The organism is Eubacterium sp. BL-380-WT-2B (assembly GCF_009696115.1).
Classification (GTDB): Bacteria; Bacillota; Clostridia; order Eubacteriales; family Eubacteriaceae; genus Eubacterium; species Eubacterium callanderi.
Window position 1 is genome coordinate 540,138 of sequence record NZ_VUMP01000001.1, and the last position, 15,938, is coordinate 556,075.

The 15,938-nt window shown below is 49.8% G+C and carries 14 protein-coding genes and 1 riboswitch; of the genes, 4 read left to right on the forward strand and 10 right to left on the reverse strand.

All coding sequences use genetic code 11. The features are described from left to right. Positions 1-447: 447 nt before the first annotated feature. Together FYJ53_RS02585 and FYJ53_RS02590 are read right to left on the reverse strand one after the other, a co-directional pair. On the reverse strand, positions 448-1,686 hold the full coding sequence (locus FYJ53_RS02585; RefSeq protein ID WP_154556939.1) for a hypothetical protein: 1,239 nt from the start codon (positions 1,684-1,686) through the stop codon (positions 448-450). A gap of 322 nt (positions 1,687-2,008) precedes the next feature. Next, positions 2,009-2,926 carry a bifunctional enoyl-CoA hydratase/phosphate acetyltransferase gene (locus FYJ53_RS02590; RefSeq protein ID WP_013382212.1) on the reverse strand — a complete coding sequence of 306 codons (918 nt, stop codon included), beginning with the start codon at positions 2,924-2,926 and terminating at the stop codon, positions 2,009-2,011. 262 nt (positions 2,927-3,188) lie between these two features. On the opposite strand from FYJ53_RS02590, the gene FYJ53_RS02595 reads away from it, so the two are divergent. Both FYJ53_RS02595 and FYJ53_RS02600 read left to right on the forward strand, forming a co-directional pair. Further along, positions 3,189-3,698 carry a hypothetical protein gene (locus tag FYJ53_RS02595; protein WP_073383414.1) on the forward strand — a complete coding sequence of 170 codons (510 nt, stop codon included), beginning with the start codon at positions 3,189-3,191 and terminating at the stop codon, positions 3,696-3,698. Between the two features lie 55 nt (positions 3,699-3,753). Continuing rightward, positions 3,754-4,323: a TMEM175 family protein gene (locus FYJ53_RS02600; protein WP_013382210.1), complete on the forward strand. Its 570-nt coding sequence runs from the start codon at positions 3,754-3,756 to the stop codon at positions 4,321-4,323. 124 nt (positions 4,324-4,447) lie between these two features. On the opposite strand, the gene FYJ53_RS02605 is transcribed toward FYJ53_RS02600, so the two are convergent. Next, the gene (locus FYJ53_RS02605) at positions 4,448-6,286 is read right to left on the reverse strand and encodes an ABC transporter ATP-binding protein (RefSeq protein WP_073383417.1); all 1,839 of its coding nucleotides are present in this window, start codon (positions 6,284-6,286) and stop codon (positions 4,448-4,450) included. Beyond that, complete coding sequence (locus tag FYJ53_RS02610) at positions 6,283-8,010, reverse strand: ABC transporter ATP-binding protein (protein ID WP_073383419.1); 1,728 nt, start codon at positions 8,008-8,010, stop codon at positions 6,283-6,285. The genes FYJ53_RS02605 and FYJ53_RS02610 overlap by 4 nt, the downstream gene beginning before the upstream one ends. Before the next feature lie 117 nt (positions 8,011-8,127). Here FYJ53_RS02610 and FYJ53_RS02615 point away from each other — a divergent pair, with 117 nt between their 5' ends. Beyond that, entirely contained in the window at positions 8,128-8,970 is an 843-nt protein-coding gene (locus tag FYJ53_RS02615) for a MerR family transcriptional regulator (RefSeq protein ID WP_154556940.1), read from the forward strand. Between the two features lie 82 nt (positions 8,971-9,052). Here the strand turns inward: FYJ53_RS02615 and crcB are convergent, their stop codons facing one another. The 5 genes from crcB to FYJ53_RS02640 all read right to left on the reverse strand — a co-directional run bounded on the left by crcB (position 9,053) and on the right by FYJ53_RS02640 (position 12,345). Further along, the gene (gene crcB, locus FYJ53_RS02620; protein ID WP_013382206.1) at positions 9,053-9,436 is read right to left on the reverse strand and encodes a fluoride efflux transporter CrcB; all 384 of its coding nucleotides are present in this window, start codon (positions 9,434-9,436) and stop codon (positions 9,053-9,055) included. Positions 9,437-9,480: 44 nt separating this feature from the next. Then, positions 9,481-9,539, reverse strand: a riboswitch (Fluoride riboswitch). Positions 9,540-9,588: 49 nt separating this feature from the next. Continuing rightward, positions 9,589-9,825 (reverse strand): (4Fe-4S)-binding protein, encoded by a 237-nt coding sequence (locus FYJ53_RS02625; protein WP_013382205.1) that lies wholly within the window; start codon positions 9,823-9,825, stop codon positions 9,589-9,591. Positions 9,826-9,925: 100 nt separating this feature from the next. After that, positions 9,926-10,786 (reverse strand): hypothetical protein, encoded by an 861-nt coding sequence (locus FYJ53_RS02630; protein WP_143163952.1) that lies wholly within the window; start codon positions 10,784-10,786, stop codon positions 9,926-9,928. Between the two features lie 108 nt (positions 10,787-10,894). Continuing rightward, entirely contained in the window at positions 10,895-11,914 is a 1,020-nt protein-coding gene (locus FYJ53_RS02635) for an FUSC family protein (protein WP_073383423.1), read from the reverse strand. A gap of 197 nt (positions 11,915-12,111) precedes the next feature. Next, positions 12,112-12,345 carry a DUF6718 family protein gene (locus FYJ53_RS02640; protein ID WP_013382202.1) on the reverse strand — a complete coding sequence of 78 codons (234 nt, stop codon included), beginning with the start codon at positions 12,343-12,345 and terminating at the stop codon, positions 12,112-12,114. A 296-nt stretch (positions 12,346-12,641) separates the two neighbouring features. On the opposite strand from FYJ53_RS02640, the gene FYJ53_RS02645 reads away from it, so the two are divergent. Beyond that, positions 12,642-13,808: a cyclopropane-fatty-acyl-phospholipid synthase family protein gene (locus FYJ53_RS02645; RefSeq protein WP_083591184.1), complete on the forward strand. Its 1,167-nt coding sequence runs from the start codon at positions 12,642-12,644 to the stop codon at positions 13,806-13,808. Positions 13,809-13,861: 53 nt separating this feature from the next. Here FYJ53_RS02645 and FYJ53_RS02650 read toward each other — a convergent pair whose 3' ends face one another. Next, complete coding sequence (locus FYJ53_RS02650) at positions 13,862-15,862, reverse strand: KUP/HAK/KT family potassium transporter (protein ID WP_073383428.1); 2,001 nt, start codon at positions 15,860-15,862, stop codon at positions 13,862-13,864. Positions 15,863-15,938: the final 76 nt, after the last annotated feature.

Consider the following 15,938-nt stretch of genomic DNA (forward strand, 5'->3'; position numbering starts at 1 on the left):
CTCTGAAATGGGGGTCTTTATTTTGGTAAGGCGGGTACGGTTGCTGTAAAAATAAAAGTGGCGTCGTCCGAGACTGCGCCTTTTATCCAGATAAGAAAAAAAGGTCCAGGCACTGTGGGTGACGGCCAGGAATCGAGCCGCACTATCGGCACAGCCAGACACAGGCGAGATCAAGCGTCAGCTTTAGTAAAGAAGCTGCAATTGTATGTGCGGTGCCTGCAGGACGCTTTTCTCTTCCTTAGGTAAAAAGCTTCGTCTCTTAGGTTTCATAACGTTTTAACACTTCTTGTGAAAATGATCTGCGATTAAAGGAGGTTCCACGCGCTTTTGCCGCAGCAAAAGGGGTCTTTCATTTTCCATTTTCAATTCTCCATTAAAAAAGAAAAGGCCCCCGCAAAGCTTTGCGGAGGCCTTCTCTTTTAGGAGATGTTTCTGCAGGAGGTAATCCTATCCGCGGCCCACTTCAGTGTTGTCATGCTTGCGGTCGCGGAGTGCTTTTACAGGGGATTCCTTGTCTTCATAACGGTAATCCTCACCGTTTTTGTCAATGTATTTTTCAATGACTTCATGGGACGGCACATAGTCGCCGTTGACCATTTCCTGGTATTTAAAGAAGCGGTAATCCTTGGGCAGCTTGCTGCTGTCTTCATAATCTTCGCCCTTTTTGCCCAGGTTCGCCTGTTTGGCGAGGACGTCGCGGACATATTCTTTATTGGAGGTCAGGTGCAGAAGTTTCGGGAAGTGCCCGTCGACGACCTCGTTCCATTCTTTCTTTTCATATTTTTTCAGAAGCTCGGCGGCCTTGTGTAAATGGCCGATTTCCTTCTGAAGCTGTTCTTCCCACAACAGCTTGATGATCTCATTCTTTTCTTCACGGTAGAAGGAGTAGTACAGATAGGCTTCAACATAGTCGTGAAGCAGCAGATTTTCCAGCCAGGTACAGTTGGGGTCCAGCAGGCCGCCGTAATGGGTGACATGCTGTTCTTCAACCATACCGATTTCAAGGTACAGGCTGCGGCCCAGATCGTCCGGATAACGGTTGCCCACGTTCATGTAAAAGTTCATGGTCTGCTGTTCGCCGGCCACGATGATCATGGTGTTGAGCTTGGTCTGGATGTCGGCAGTCTTGGAGTCGATGGGACGGTTGATGGTGTCAAAGGGATGTCTGTGGTGGGCGATAGTGGGGCGGCCGGGCATGAGTTCGGTATAGCCGCCGACCAGCTCCTCGGCCTTGATGCCCTTGTCCATTTCCAACAGATCGGCATAGCGGTACAAGTGGTCAAAATCTTCCAGCAGGGCAAAATCCAGAGCCTGCTTCACATAGTTGTCCGGTTCATTCTGTGCCAGCCAGGCGGTCAGGTCAACGGCCAGCTGTTCATAGCCGATGGCCATCTCCAGAACTGATTCATCAGCCGGCGGCAGCCAGTTGATCATTTTCTGCTGCTGCTGCTCAATACGGCGTGTCATGGCCAGTTCCCGGCGCAGATCGTTGTCCGTGCAGTTCCGGTGGAACTGGTGGGCAAACAGGGCTGCCTCCACTTCGATTCCGTTCATCAGGATAATGCGCGTCTTGGTGTAAGGGTCGATCTGATCTTTTTCGTAGGGAATCGGTGTCAGTTTCTTCCAGTCTTCAGCCTGCTTTTCAACAGGAATACCTTTTTCGTCAAATGGGTTAAAGCTACTCATAAAGAAAACTCCTTTTTTGGTGATTGTTTAAAATGAATTCAATTATTACTTACCCATCATTTTTTAAAATATAACGCGAAATGTAAATGTTTAAAGCAACTTTTAAGGATAAAATATACTAGAATGAAATGGTGGGACGATTGAAAAGAAAAAGCGAATCTCACGCTTTTAGAAAGAGTTTGCAAAACAGAGCAACTCTGTTTGTATAATAAAAACATAAAAGGAAAAACTGTCTTTTATGTTAAAGACAGACGCAGAGTAAAGAAAAAGCACTTCCCTTTTTGGAGAAGTGCTTTTTATATCGAATGGTTTAAGCTGAACCTCAGCGCTTTTGATGGGCGGCCAGAAGCAGTGCCATGGCAACGCTGTTGAGTTTGGCCTCGGCCGTGTCGGCGCGGGAGGTCAGGACGGCGGGCTTGGCGGTGCCCATGACAACTGCGCCACTCTTGGCGCCTGCCAGGTAGGTCATGGTCTTCCAGAAAATATTACCTGCCTGGAGGTTGGGCATGAGCAGTACGTCGGCTTTGCCGGCCACAGGGCTTGTGATGCCCTTGTGCTCAACGGACATTTCGGAGATGGAAAGGTCCATGGACAGGGGGCCGTCGATGATACAGCCCTTGATCTGGCCGCGCTCGTTCATCTTTGAGAGCACTGCCGCGTCGTAGCCGTCAGGCATGTTGGCGTTGACGGTCTCGACGGCACTCAGACAGGAAATTTTCGGCATCTCACAGCCCAGGGCATTGGCCAGGGTGGTGGCGTTGCCGATCATCTCAACTTTATCCTCAAGGGTAGGGGACACGATCATGCCGCAGTCTGTTGCCAGGAAAACCCGGCCCAGCGCAGTGGCTTCAAAGGCAGTAACGGCGTTTAAGAGCTTGCCGGTCCGCAGGCCGTGCTCCTTGTTCAGGATGGCTTTCAGGTAGGTTTTGGTCTGGAGCAGCCCTTTCATGACAATGTCGGCCGCGTCGTTGCGGGCCAGCCCTACTGCCACGTTGGCAGCCTGGCTTTCATCCTTTATGTCAACCACTGTGTTTTCTTCCAGGTTGCATCCGGTTTCCCTGGCAAAATACTCGATCTTGGCCGCGTCGCCCACCAGAATGGCGGTTCCGAAGCCATAGTCATTCATCATTTTAACCGTCTGTAAAACAGGCAGGTCACCGGCGGCGGCAACGGCCACAACGGCTTTTTTAGTCTGGGCCTGTTTGATCAGCTGATCACGCATTTCCTTGAAATGGTACATATTGTCCCCTCGCTTTCTAAAATAACTTCTCGTAAATAGTATACAGTATAATTATACTGTTCTAACACTCTGCCAACAAGGAAAAGCGAGGATAGAAAATTGTGTTCAGGAGTAAAATATAACCATTATAAATGAGAATAGGTAAAAAATTGTTCCTTAAAGAGGTAAAAATTTAAAGGCTTTCATTGACAGCCCGATTGAGGGCTGTTATGATGAGAGAAAAGAAATTTTAATCCTGAAACAGAAAAAAGGAAGCGGTAAGATGAAAAAATTTTGTTGTCTGTTCATGGCAGTGGTCCTGGTTTTTATCCTGTCGGCCTGCGGCCCGTCACAGCAGAGTGACCCGCATACTGAAAAGCTGGCAAACGCGGAGGCGTTCCAAAATGAAGGCGGCCTGGACTTTACATTTGACAGCCTGCCGGAAAATATGGGGGCCGCCCGTTACTCGGTGGTGGACGGGGCAGTGGCTCAGGTGCAGTTTATCCGTGACAACCGGACTTACATTGTCAGAAAGGCCCATTATTCGCGGTCTGCGGATATCAGCGGGGTTTACACGAGTTTCAGCGACCAGGCGGTGTTTTTGCAGAAAGGGGATATCCTCACCAATACAGGCACCATCGACGTTTACTTTACCCCAGTCAGCAAGGATACGGGTGAGGCGCTGGCCTGCTGGGTAACACCAGACAACTTTGCCTATTCGGTCTATTGCCCTGAGAATGTCGGCGTTAAGGATCTGAAGGCACTGGAGGGTGTCTGCCAGGCGGTGTCCTGAGGTTTGATTTTAAAAAATTGGGTAATCCTTAATCAATACGATTAAGGAGAAACGCATGCAAAAAGGACGTTTAGAAGCCTACACTGACGCAGTGCTGGCCATCTTAATGACGATTTTAATCTTAGGGATCAAAATTCCGGATGAGCCTACTTTTGAGGCGCTTTTTGAAATAAAGGAGCAGCTCTTTGCCTATATCCTCAGCTTTCTGCTCTTTACGGTTTACTGGAACAACCATCACCATATGTTCCAGCTCGCAGAGAAGATTAACGGAAAGGTCATGTGGGCTAATTCTTTCTGGCTTTTTTTCCTGTCCCTGATTCCAGCGGCAACCAGCTGGGTGGGAACCTTTATGGGCGGCTTTGCCCCGGAGATCACCTACGGAGTGCTTTTTATGCTCGTCAGTATTTCCTATTTTTTTCTGAACCATATCCTGGCTTCAGCAGGCGGTGTGGACTCGGCGGTTTACAAGGCCATCGAGCATGACTGGAAGGTCCCGGTCACACTTGTGATCAACGGTATCTCGCTGGGGCTTGCCTTTATCAACCCTGTACTCACCCTTGTCGGCTGCTATGTGGTCATTATCATCTGGTTTATTCCCAACCGGCGGGTGGAAAAGTTTTTTTAAAACAGAAAGCCTGTCCTCAAAAGACTCAAAAAAGACTCAAAACCTTAAACAGCAGGGTTTTGAGTCTTTTGAGCATAAGGGGCGGTGTGTTAATAAATTTCAGCAGAGAGCTTTTGTCTGAGCGTTAGGACGCCTTGACGGTAAACTGGCTGTTGTACAGGTCGGCGTAAAAGCCGTTCTGTGTAAGTAGCCCCTGGTGGGTGCCTTGTTCCACGATGGTCCCGTTTTTCATCACAAGGATGTGGTCAGCGTCGATGATGGTGGACAGCCGGTGGGCGATGACAAAGCTGGTGCGCCCTTTCATCAGGTGGTCCATGGCCTTCTGGATTTCGAGCTCGGTCCGCGTATCGACGCTGGAGGTCGCCTCATCCAGGATCAAGATGGCCGGATCTGCCAGAATGGCCCGGGCGATGGTCAGCAGCTGTTTTTGCCCCTGAGAGATATTTGAGGCTTCATCATTCAGGATGGTCTGGTAGCCATTTGGCAGGGTGCGGATGAAGTGGTCTGCCCGGGCGGCTTTGGCAGCGCTCACAATTTCCTCTTTGGTGGCGGCGCCCCGCCCGTAGGCAATATTATCCTCAAGGGTCCCGCCAAAGAGCCAGGTATCCTGGAGCACCATGCCAAACTGTGAGCGCAGGTCGCCACGGCGCAGATCGCGGATATCAATGCCGTCGATCAGGATGCGTCCGCCGTCCAGCTCGTAAAAGCGCATGAGCAGATTGATCAGCGTAGTCTTGCCTGCGCCGGTCGGGCCGACAATCGCAATCTTTTCCCCAGCCTTTACATCAATGCTGATATCCTTCATCAGCAGACGGTTAGGGCTGTAGCCGAACCGGACATGCTCAAACCGGACATCGCCTTTGGGATCAGTGAGTGATTTGGCCGGAGCGATGTCGGGCACCTCGTCCTCCTCATCCAGCACCTCAAAGACACGTTCGGCCGAGGCGATGGCAGCCTGCATGGAGTTAAAGATATAAGCTGCCTCGGTAATCGGCTCAGAGGCCTGGTTGACATACTGGAAGAAAGCCTGGATAACCCCAAGGGACAGCCGTCCCTGGATAACAAAGAACGCGCCGAGGACCGCGATCAGTACATAACCGATCTGGTTCATGAGGCGGATCAGCGGGTTGACCGCGAAGGTGATAAACTGGGCGTTGCGGCTGGCTGTGTAGAGGCGCTCATTGACCTCCTCGACGGTTTGGGTGGAGGCGTCCTCCCGGTTAAAGGCCTTGATGACCACCTGGCCTGTGAAGAATTCCTCGATATGGCCGTTTAATTCGCCGAGGGTTTTCTGGTTTCTGGCAAAGCAGTGCTGGCTGCGGCGGGCCACCAGAGCGGTAATGACCATGCCGATAATGATCATCACAAAGGCGATCAGTGTCAGCAGCGGACTGATGGACAGCATCAGGATCACCGCGCCGATGATGGTGACCACTGTGATGATAAACTGCATCAGTCCCTCCTGGAGCGTGTCCGCGACTTTTTCGAGATCGTTGGTGGTACGGCTCAGGATATCGCCTTTTTTATGATTGTCGAAATATTTCAGGGGCATCCGCGCAAGCTTGGCGCTCAGGGACTCCCGCAGGGTCAGGGTCAGCCTCTGGGATACGCTGGCCATAAGGTATTGCTGCAGATAGTTAAAGGCAGCGCTGAGAACATATAAGCCCAGCAGCAGCCCCAGTATCTGGCCCATGGCTCCCAGATTAATGGTGAAGGTGGTGCCGGTCTCAACGGCGTGGCGGACGCTGTCAAAAATCTGGTTGATGGCCTGGCCGATCACCATAGGGGCAGCCAGGGTAAAGGTGCAGCTGAAAACCACAGAAATCAGCACAATGATCAGCTTTCCCTTTTGCTCCAAGAGCTTTGAAAAAAGCCGCTTGGCTGTTTTCCCGGCATAGCGTGCCTTCTCGGCGGACATACCGCCGTCAAAGGAAAGGACTTCGGTTTCCTGATGTTCGCTCATGCTAATTCCTCCTTACTTAACTGTGATTCCGCGATTTCACGGTAGACCGGACAATTTTCAAGCAGCTCGCGGTGGGTGCCCTTTCCAGCAATGACGCCGTTGTCCAGTACAATAATCTGGTCTGCGTCCACAATGGAGCTGACCCGCTGGGCCACCACAATGATGGCAGCGCCGTGGACCTCAGCCTTTAAAGCGGCACGGAGGTTGGCGTCAGTCTTAAAATCCAGCGCGGAGAAGCTGTCATCAAAAATATAGACATCCGCTTTTTTTACGAGAGCCCGGGCAATGGCGAGCCTTTGCTTCTGTCCGCCAGAAAAGTTGTTGCCGCCCTGGGCCACGCGTGTCTCATAGCCATATTTCAAATCGCCGATAAAGGCGTCTGCCTGGGCGATACGGGCTGCCCGGCGCAGTTCATCCATGGTGGCGTCCTCCTTTCCATAGCGCAGGTTATCGGCAATGGTGCCGGAAAATAAAAAGGCCTTTTGGGGGACAAAGCCGATCTTATCCCGGAGGGCTTTCTGGGAAAGGGTTTTAATATCCACCCCGTCGATGGTGATGGTGCCAGCCTGAATGTCATAGAAACGGGGGATCAGGCTGGCGATGGTCGATTTACCTGAGCCGGTGCCGCCGATGATCGCAGTGGTTTCCCCGGCTCTGCAGCTGAAATTCAGATCGCTTAAGACAGGCTCCTCCGCGCCCTGATAGCAAAAGGTTACGTGGTGGAAAGCCAGCTTTTCTTCAGAAAGCTCAGCGGTCAGCTCGGCCGGGGCGTCGGCGATCTCAGGATCAAGCTCAAGAACTTCAGAGATACGCTTGGCGCAGGCTTCAGCCCTTGGAATCATAGTAAAGACCATCACAGCCATGACCAGGTAAAACAGGATGAGCATGGCGTATTCGATCACAGCCATAATATCGCCAATCTCCATGGCGCCCTGCCCGATCTGTATACCCCCGAACCAGATAATGGCCAGTGTGCAGAGGTTTAAGAGCATGAGCACCAGAGGCATGGCCACAGCGAAGATTTTGTTGATGCGGATAGCGGTCTGAGCATAAGCCTCAAAGGAGGTGTTGACACGCCTGCGCTCAAAATCGGTCCGGTTAAAGGCGCGGATAACCCGCACCCCGGTAATGTATTCCCGCATAAATCGGTTGATTTTATCCATTCCGGTCTGCAGCAGGCCGAACAAAGGCATGGTCTTGCGCTCGATGATGACCGCCAGAATCATAAAGATGACCATGGTCACCACGATGATACCCCCCATAAAGGCATTTTTTGAAAAGGCCAGGATCAGGCCTGCGATGGCCATGATCGGGGCAGGCAGCATCATCTGGAGCACCATGATCAGGGCCTGCTGAATCTGGTTGACGTCACTGGTATTGCGTGTGATCATGGACGCGGTGCCAATGCTGTTAAAATCGTTGATTGAAAAACGCTGGGCTTTTCTGAACAGCGCGTTTCGGATATCCCGGCCAGTGCCGGACGAGAGAATGGCCGAGAACCAGGTGCCTAAAATAGCAAAAACCCCAGTCAATACGGCAAAAAGCAGCATGATGCCGCCGGTTCTGATGATATAGGGAATATCCCCATAGACGATACCGTTATTGACGATATCTGCCGTGAGGGTCGGGATATAGAGGGTTCCCAGTGTCTGCAGAAACAGCAGCACAACGACAAGGATGAGTGTTTTACGATATGGAATTATAAATTTGAATAATCGAGTCATTTTGTCTCCTTCCCATAGGTATTGTACTCCGGTTCGATGTATGTTACTATAAACTGTAGAGTAACTGTACAGTCAAGTAGAAAAACGAAAAAAATTAGGTTTAAGGAAGGCTAAAGCATGGAAAACAAGGGAATGCTGACCATCAGTGAGTTTGGAAAGCTCGCGGGTGTCAGCCGAAAAACGCTCATATATTATGATAAAATTGGCCTTTTCTGCCCGGAGACAGTGGATCCTGAAAGCGGATACCGGTATTACTCTTATCCACAGCTGGATGTTATCAGTGCGATTTACGCTCTGAAGGAAATCGGGACGCCCTTAAAGGATATCAAGATTTATCTGGATGAGAGGACCCCTGAAAGGCTGGTGGCGCTCTTTGAGGAGCGGAAGGACAAGATTGACGCGGAGATCTGCAGCCTCAAGAGGATCAGTGATATGATGGGGTCCAGAATCGAGATGACGCGCGCGAGCAGTACCATTGATACGGGCAAGATCTCCGTAGAGTATATGCCGGCCGAGCGTATTTTTATCAGCCCGGACATCTCAAATGTCGATGATGAGTCGATCTGGGATATTATCCAGGAATTCTATGAATACTGCGCGCTCTACAACATCAGCTATGGCTATCCGGTAGGGGATATTGTGTCCATGGAAAGCCTGCTGCGGGGAGAGTGGCATTTTCCAACCTGGTATTTTGCGAGACTTGATGAACCCATGGCACTGCCGCACATTGGCCTCAGGCCCGCGGGCTATTACGCGGTGGGCTACATCTACGGAAATTATGACAGTGTTGATGAGCTGTATGAGCAGATCAATGCGTATATTGAGGAGAATGGCCTGGTCATTGACGGCTGCGGCTACCGGGAATCCATCTTGGACGAGATCGCTGTCCAGAACCCGGATGATTATCTGTTTCAGGTATCTGTAAAGGTAGAAAAGCCGCCAGAGGATGATAAAAAATAAGGGCCCGGGAAATTCCCGGGCCTTTTGAGTCTTTTGAGGATGTTTTTTTAAAGAAAAAATTTGTACAGTCCCTGGACTCGGGCTAAGAGGAAAGGACTGTTTTTGCCAGCAGCTGTCCGGCGATGACGCCAGCGAGGCTCAGAATCAGGTTGAGCCCGGCATTGGCCGCTGCGGTTATCCAGGCACCCTCGCCGATCAGGCTCATGGTCTCGTAGCTGAAGGTCGAGAAGGTGGTAAAGCCGCCTAAAAGACCGGTGGTCAGAAAGAGCCGCATTCTTGGCGGGAGGCCGGCGCTCTGGAGGCTCCACTGCATAATAAAGCCCATGAGCAGTCCTCCAAACACATTTACGCACAGGGTTCCAAGAGGCAGCCGGCTGTCCATAAAGCGGGCAATACCGCTGGAGATAAGATAACGGAGCGCAGCGCCTACAAAGCCGCCCACGCCTACGGATAAAACTTCAAACATGATGTTACACTCCTTGTCAAAAAATTAAAAAGCTCCTGCTTCTGTAAGAAACAGGAGTCATCAGCATTATGCGGTTTAGGCGAACTCCATCGCCCTGAGACCATTATAACGGAACGCACTGTCCGTGTAAAGATGAGAACAGTTTCAGAAATTTATTTTTTCATAATGTATTGTAAAGCGCCGCTGGGACAGGTTTCCACAACAGCCTTTACCTCCTCGGCAGCGGCGTTGTCGGGCAGAACCCAGGGCCTGCGGCAGACCTTGAACACCTCTCCGTTGCCATGGGTACAATTACCTGAGTGGCAGCACATGTCTTTATTATAGAAAACGTCAATATCCTTGCCAGTGTATTTTTTATAGCCTTTTTCAATCAGTTCTTTTTCTGTCAAAGTCATTCACTCCTTTATTGGATTTAAAAAGATTCTTGTTTAATATATCCATTTTGAGCCGTTCTAAACAAAAAAGAGCCTCCGATAAGGGAGGCTCTGATTATTCCGTTTTATTGGGTTTTATGACTGAATTGATGGCATCCTTAATCTGTTCGGCAGGATTGTTTTTCTTTTTCGCTTCTTCCTCGGCCTTTTTAGCCTCCTCCTCAGCCTTTCGTTCGGCCTCGCGGGCTTCTTCCTCAGCGATGCGGGCAGCCTCCTGGGCGGCTTCCTGCTCCTCAACCTTTTTTCTCACCTGGCCGATTGCAAAATTCATATCCGTCTGGGTATCGGGGTTTTCAAGCTGAGCCACCAGCTCCTGAGCCTCATCGCAGGCATCCGAGGAGGCATCCTCAGAAAGCGCGTTTCGGGCGGATCCGTCTGTAAACTGGGCGTTCAGCAGGTCGTTGATCTGTTTGTAAATATTGTACTGGTTCTGAGCATCGGCAAAATCCTGTCGAACCGCTGCCGTGAAATCTGTTTTTCCCATAGCGTCCAGCTCGGTCAGATTTTTATTGATGTTGTCGACCTGGAATGGCTGTATGGTCCTCACGACCAGGCGGGACCCATCTTCCTTTGTCTGATAAAGGGCAGAAACCCCGTTAAGGACATCGGCCATTTTCTGGGCAGTGGCGGTGCGCTGCAGCAGAAAGCTGCGCATAGCCTCATCCTTGATCTGATTGGCCTTTTTAATGCTGTCAGAGATCTGGCCGGTATTCTGTGCAACGCCTTCGGCCAGCCCCGCATCGTTTTCAGTAAAAAGTGCGTTGACAGACTGAACCGCCCGGTTTTGAACCAACAGCGGTATATGATAAACGGCAGCGCCAATCCCGACAATAGCAGAAATTAGCAGAAGCAGTAAAATAATGGTAAGTACTTTACCGCGCAGCGCCATTCGTTTCCATAGTTTTAGTGGTTTCATCAGCATTTACTCCTAAATGTTGTGGGTAACTTTAATCTTATCAGAACTTGTCCCGATTTTCAATTGGAAATAAAAAAAGATGGGAGCATACCCATCCTTTATATAAAGTCACTGATTTTCGGGGCCCGGCGCCATTGGGCTGAAAAAGGTTTTTCGGGCAAAAGCCCCAAGGTGGCGGATGGCGACAACAATCAGAATGCCTGTCAGCAGGCAAAGCACCCGGTTGATAATGGCCGAGGTAAGGTCAAAGAGCACCAGCGATGCGAAAAGAGCGCTCATGAAGTTAATGAGCTGCTGATATTTATAGGGCTTGGCAAACTGGTAATTGCCGATATAGCCCAGAACCAGGATCAGAACGCCGCCATATCCTTCGGGCACCAGCATTTGGAACAGCAGCACGAAAAGAACAATTCCCGCCAGTGTGGCGATGGAACGGTGCTTGATCCGTGTGAGGGTTTCGCTGTAATCAATCTGCGTCAGCGACATCACCACAATGCTGATCCACAGCGGCTTTTTAAGGCCAAAGGCCATCCCGATAAACATGGCCAGTGTAAGGCCCAGTGTCATCTTCAGAATAAAAGCATGGTCCTTTTTCCGGCAGAGCTGGGCCTGCTCCTTCAGGCTGCGCTGCCTGGCAGGATCAAAGCCCTTTATTTTCCAGGAAACAGCAGTGACAATGGCTGTGATGGCAGCGCCGGCTAAAAGCCCGGCCATCCTGAGGACAAAGGCGTGTCCTGTCACAGGGGTGGACTGGCAGAAAATATAGCAGAGTAAAAAGATAATGTGCGGTCTGAGCACAGAGGGCTCCGAGCAGAAGGCCATCATCAGATAAATAAAAACAAAATTCAGCAGAAGGCCTGCCCACACGTTGATAAGAGAAAGGGCAGAAACCAGACCTGAGCCTGCAAAGAAAAAGAAAAGCAGAAAGGTCATGGAACCGGGTTTCAGTTCCATATCGCAGGCCGGAAAGGTCAAAAGGGCAACGATAATGGCAATGGACGGCAGGAGATTTTCCTGACCAAAAAAATGCGCGAAAAGGCTGATAAAAAGAAGGATGAACGCAAAACGTGCTGTATTGATACAGAAGGTTTTAAATCCGGCTTTTACCGTCGTCTTATTTAATGTCAAGCAGTATTCCTCCAATCCTTTATTGATCACTTATAAATAATATGATAACGGAATAAAAGACAAAAAACAAGAACGTCAATTTAGAGGAATTTTGCTGAATCCGGTTGCAATTTTACGTTCAATGAAATAAAAATAATGGATTGAAACTTTTTGAAACGGTTGTTAAAAAAGCTTAAGAAAAGCTTTTGTGAAGAGCGCTACCATTCCGCCAGATCCAGCACTTCGGTAAAAAAGGCGTCATGATCCTCGTAAATGGTCTGAGGAGCATACTCCTCAAAATCCTCTTCGTTATAGACGACGCTGACCTGTACGCCGGTGTGAATGGTCATTTTTGCCAGGCGGCGGGCCTGCTCCTTCAGTGCGTCTCCAGCCTCAGATTTGATGGCGATGCAGCCGGGTTTGTCGAATTGTCGGGCAATTAGATAAGCCATTTTGATTCATTCCTTTTTGTTTTTATTATAGCACAGTAACAGGCAGTGCGGAAAAGGGATAGAGATAAAAAATAGTCCTGTCAAAAAAGAATCCGTTTTCAGCGAAAATAAAAACATTTTTTAATATAAAAATTAATTATATATAACGTTTAAAATCGCATAAAACGGGTAAAAATTATTGAAATATGTTAGTTTGACAATACTTCTTAAAGGGGTGTACAATTTATAAAGTAAAGCTCTGAAATGTTACGCGCCCAACCGTGCATTTGAGCTATGACGATATAAGGAGAATGAACATGAAGCTTGAAGACAATCTGATGATTCAATTTTTGAAAAAGTTTGACGAAAATCCGTTTTTGATTAAAATAAACGGAAAAGAAGTTTTAGTGGGCGAGGGCAAACCGGCCTTTGTGGTCCGGTTTAACAAAAGTCTGGACATAAAGGAGCTCAGACGCAGCACCTCGCTGGCACTGGGCGAAGCCTACATGCGCGGCGATATCGAAGTGGAAGGCGACCTTTTCCAGGCGCTTGACCAGCTTCTTGGTCAGATGGGTAAATTTTCTCTGGATAAAACTGCCCTGAAAAAGCTGATCTTCACCTCAAATTCCAAGAAAAACCAAAAGGATGAGGTATCCTCCCACTACGATATCGGCAATGATTTTTACAGGCTATGGCTGGACGATACGCTGAGCTATTCCTGCGGTTATTTTAAAAATCCAGACGATACCCTCTATGACGCTCAGGTCAATAAGGTCGATTATATCCTTGAAAAGCTGTACCTGAAAGAAGGAATGAGCCTTCTGGATATTGGGTGCGGCTGGGGATTCCTCCTGATCGAGGCCGCCAAAAAATACGGAATCAACGGCGTGGGCATTACCCTGAGTCTTGAGCAGCACAAAAAATTCAGCGAGCGCATTGCAGAGGAAGGGCTGGAAGGCCAGCTGACAGCAGAGCTGATGGATTACCGGGATCTGCCAAAATATGGAAAGACCTTTGACCGTATTGTCAGCGTGGGCATGGTCGAGCATGTGGGAAGAGACAATTATGATCTTTTCTTGTCCTGCGCGGATAAGGTGTTGAACCCCAAAGGGCTCTTTCTGCTGCATTATATCAGTGCTCTGGAGGAACATCCGGGTGACCCGTGGATTAAAAAGTATATCTTCCCGGGCGGCATGATCCCCTCGCTCAGAGAAATGATCAGCCTGGCTGCCTCGCACCGCTTTTACGTCATTGATGTGGAGAGCCTGAGACGGCATTATACCAAGACTCTGCTCTGCTGGGACAAGGGCTTCAGAGAGCATCTGGATGAGGTGCGCGAAATGTTTGACGATGAATTTATCCGAATGTGGGATCTATACCTCTGCTCCTGCGCCGCAACCTTCCACAATGGGATCATCGACCTGAGCCAGATTCTGATGACCAAAGGCGTGAATAACGACCTGCCGATGACCAGATGGTATTAAAAATAAAAAAGAGAACCGGAAAATCGCGGTTCTCTTTTTTGTTTGAAACAGGGTCATACGTCTACCCGTTTTAAGGGATTGGACGCTTTCATTTTGATAAAGAGCGGTACATACTCCACAATCACCGAAGCGTTTTCCAGGCCATACCATTGCACCGGAGAACCGGCGACGCGGCGGATCATATATTTTAAGGAAACAGCGGCCCAGTCAGAGGGATGAATGTCACTTTCGGGTACCAGCATTTTGCGCAGAATGCAGAACCGGAAATCCCCTACAGTGCTGTTGTCGCCAATGGAATACCGGCGCTGCTGTGGCGGGAGCTCATGGCTGGTGATCAGATCGCCGACAATCTGGCGCAGATAGACATTGATACGCTGGTCTACCTTAAAGCCGAGGTACAGTTTTACCCTGAAAAGATAATCAGTGCCAAAGCTGTCAACGGTATACTCCCGGGTGTAGGGCTCATCAGTCACACTGACGCTGACAAACCAGTAGGCTCTTGCTCGCTTTGTCTTTTTGTCGAAAATAGAATATAAAATGTCGCGGTCGATGGTGTCACCCTCGGTTTCGTTCATCAGGTAGACCAGATTATCCGATACTGTGATGAGCCTGTTGTCACTGTGAACATCTCCAAACATGGCGGTATAGTCCGAAATATGCAGCTTAAGGGCCTGAGAGCGCTCGATGTCTGTTCCACGGTGCCATACGGCCATAACCGCAAAAAGAATCGCCGCAATGAGCAGCGCCACATAGCCGCCACTTTCAAATTTTGAAAGGCTTGAGAGAAAAAAGGTCCCCTCGAGCCCGCCAAAAAAGACCAGAAAGATAAAAGGAAGAATTTTCAGACCTTTCAGGCAGCGCAGATACATAAACAGCAGCAGTGTGGTCATGAGCATGGTCAGCGTAATGGCCAGCCCGTAGGCAGATTCAAGCCGCGCGCTGGAACGGAAATAGAGAATGACGCCGCTGCAGGCCAGCCACATGATCAGGTTGACCAGAGGGATATAGAGCTGTCCCTTGGTTTCAGAGGGATAGGTGATGCGCATGTGCGGCATAAGGTCAAGGCTGATCGCTTCAGATACCAGTGTGAAGGTGCCGGTGATCAGAGCCTGAGATGCGATAACGGCTGCCAGAGTGCTCAGAAGCACACCGAAAATACGGATATTGTCTGGGAGCATCTGGAAAAAAGGGTTGAGATCAGGCAGAGTGCCCAGTGTGGTATTCCCCTTGTTTGCCATGAGCCAGGCGCCCTGGCCCAGATAGTTAAAGATCAAACAGACTTTGACAAAGGGCCAGCTGGCATAGACATTGCCCCTTCCCACGTGGCCGATGTCTGAATAGAGCGCCTCGGCCCCGGTGGTCGCCAGGAACACACTGCCGAGAATCATGACGCCGGCCTGGTTGTCTGGGCTGAACAGAATGGCGGCGCCTCTGAGAGGATTAAAGGCCCTCAGAATTTCCCAGTTGCCAGCCATGTTGGCAATGCCTGAAATGGCCAAAAAGAGAAACCACACGGTCATGACCGGGCCAAAAGACTTACCGATGGATTTGGTACCAGCCCGCTGGACAAAAAACAGAATCGCTATGATGACAAGTGTAATCATGACAATGCGGCTCTGCTCATCGCCCAGAAAACGGTAGATAAACGGCAGGCTCCGAAGTCCTTCAATGGCAGTTGTAACTGTGACAGCCGGGGTGAGAATCCCATCGGCCAAAAGCGCCGCGCCGCCCACCATGGCAGGGACAATGAGCCAGGCCTTGTACTTTTTAATCAGGCTGTACAGCGAAAAAATACCGCCCTCGCCGTGATTGTCGGCCTTGAGTGCGATAAGAACATACTTGACTGTGGTAAGGAGTGTGACGGTCCAGATCACCAGGGACAGGGCTCCCAGGATCAGGTTGTCATCGATGGCGTTCAGGCCGCCGTTGCCGGCAATGATCGACTTCATAACATACATCGGCGAGGTGCCGATATCACCGTAGACGACGCCAAGGGCTACAATGGCAGCGCCCAGGCTAACAGGAATTTCTGTCGATTTTTTTAAGTGTCTCATTTTAATCCTCTACTTTTCCTCTTGGTGTATTAAAAGACAACCTCCGTGTTGCAAAACACTGCGGACACGAATGTTT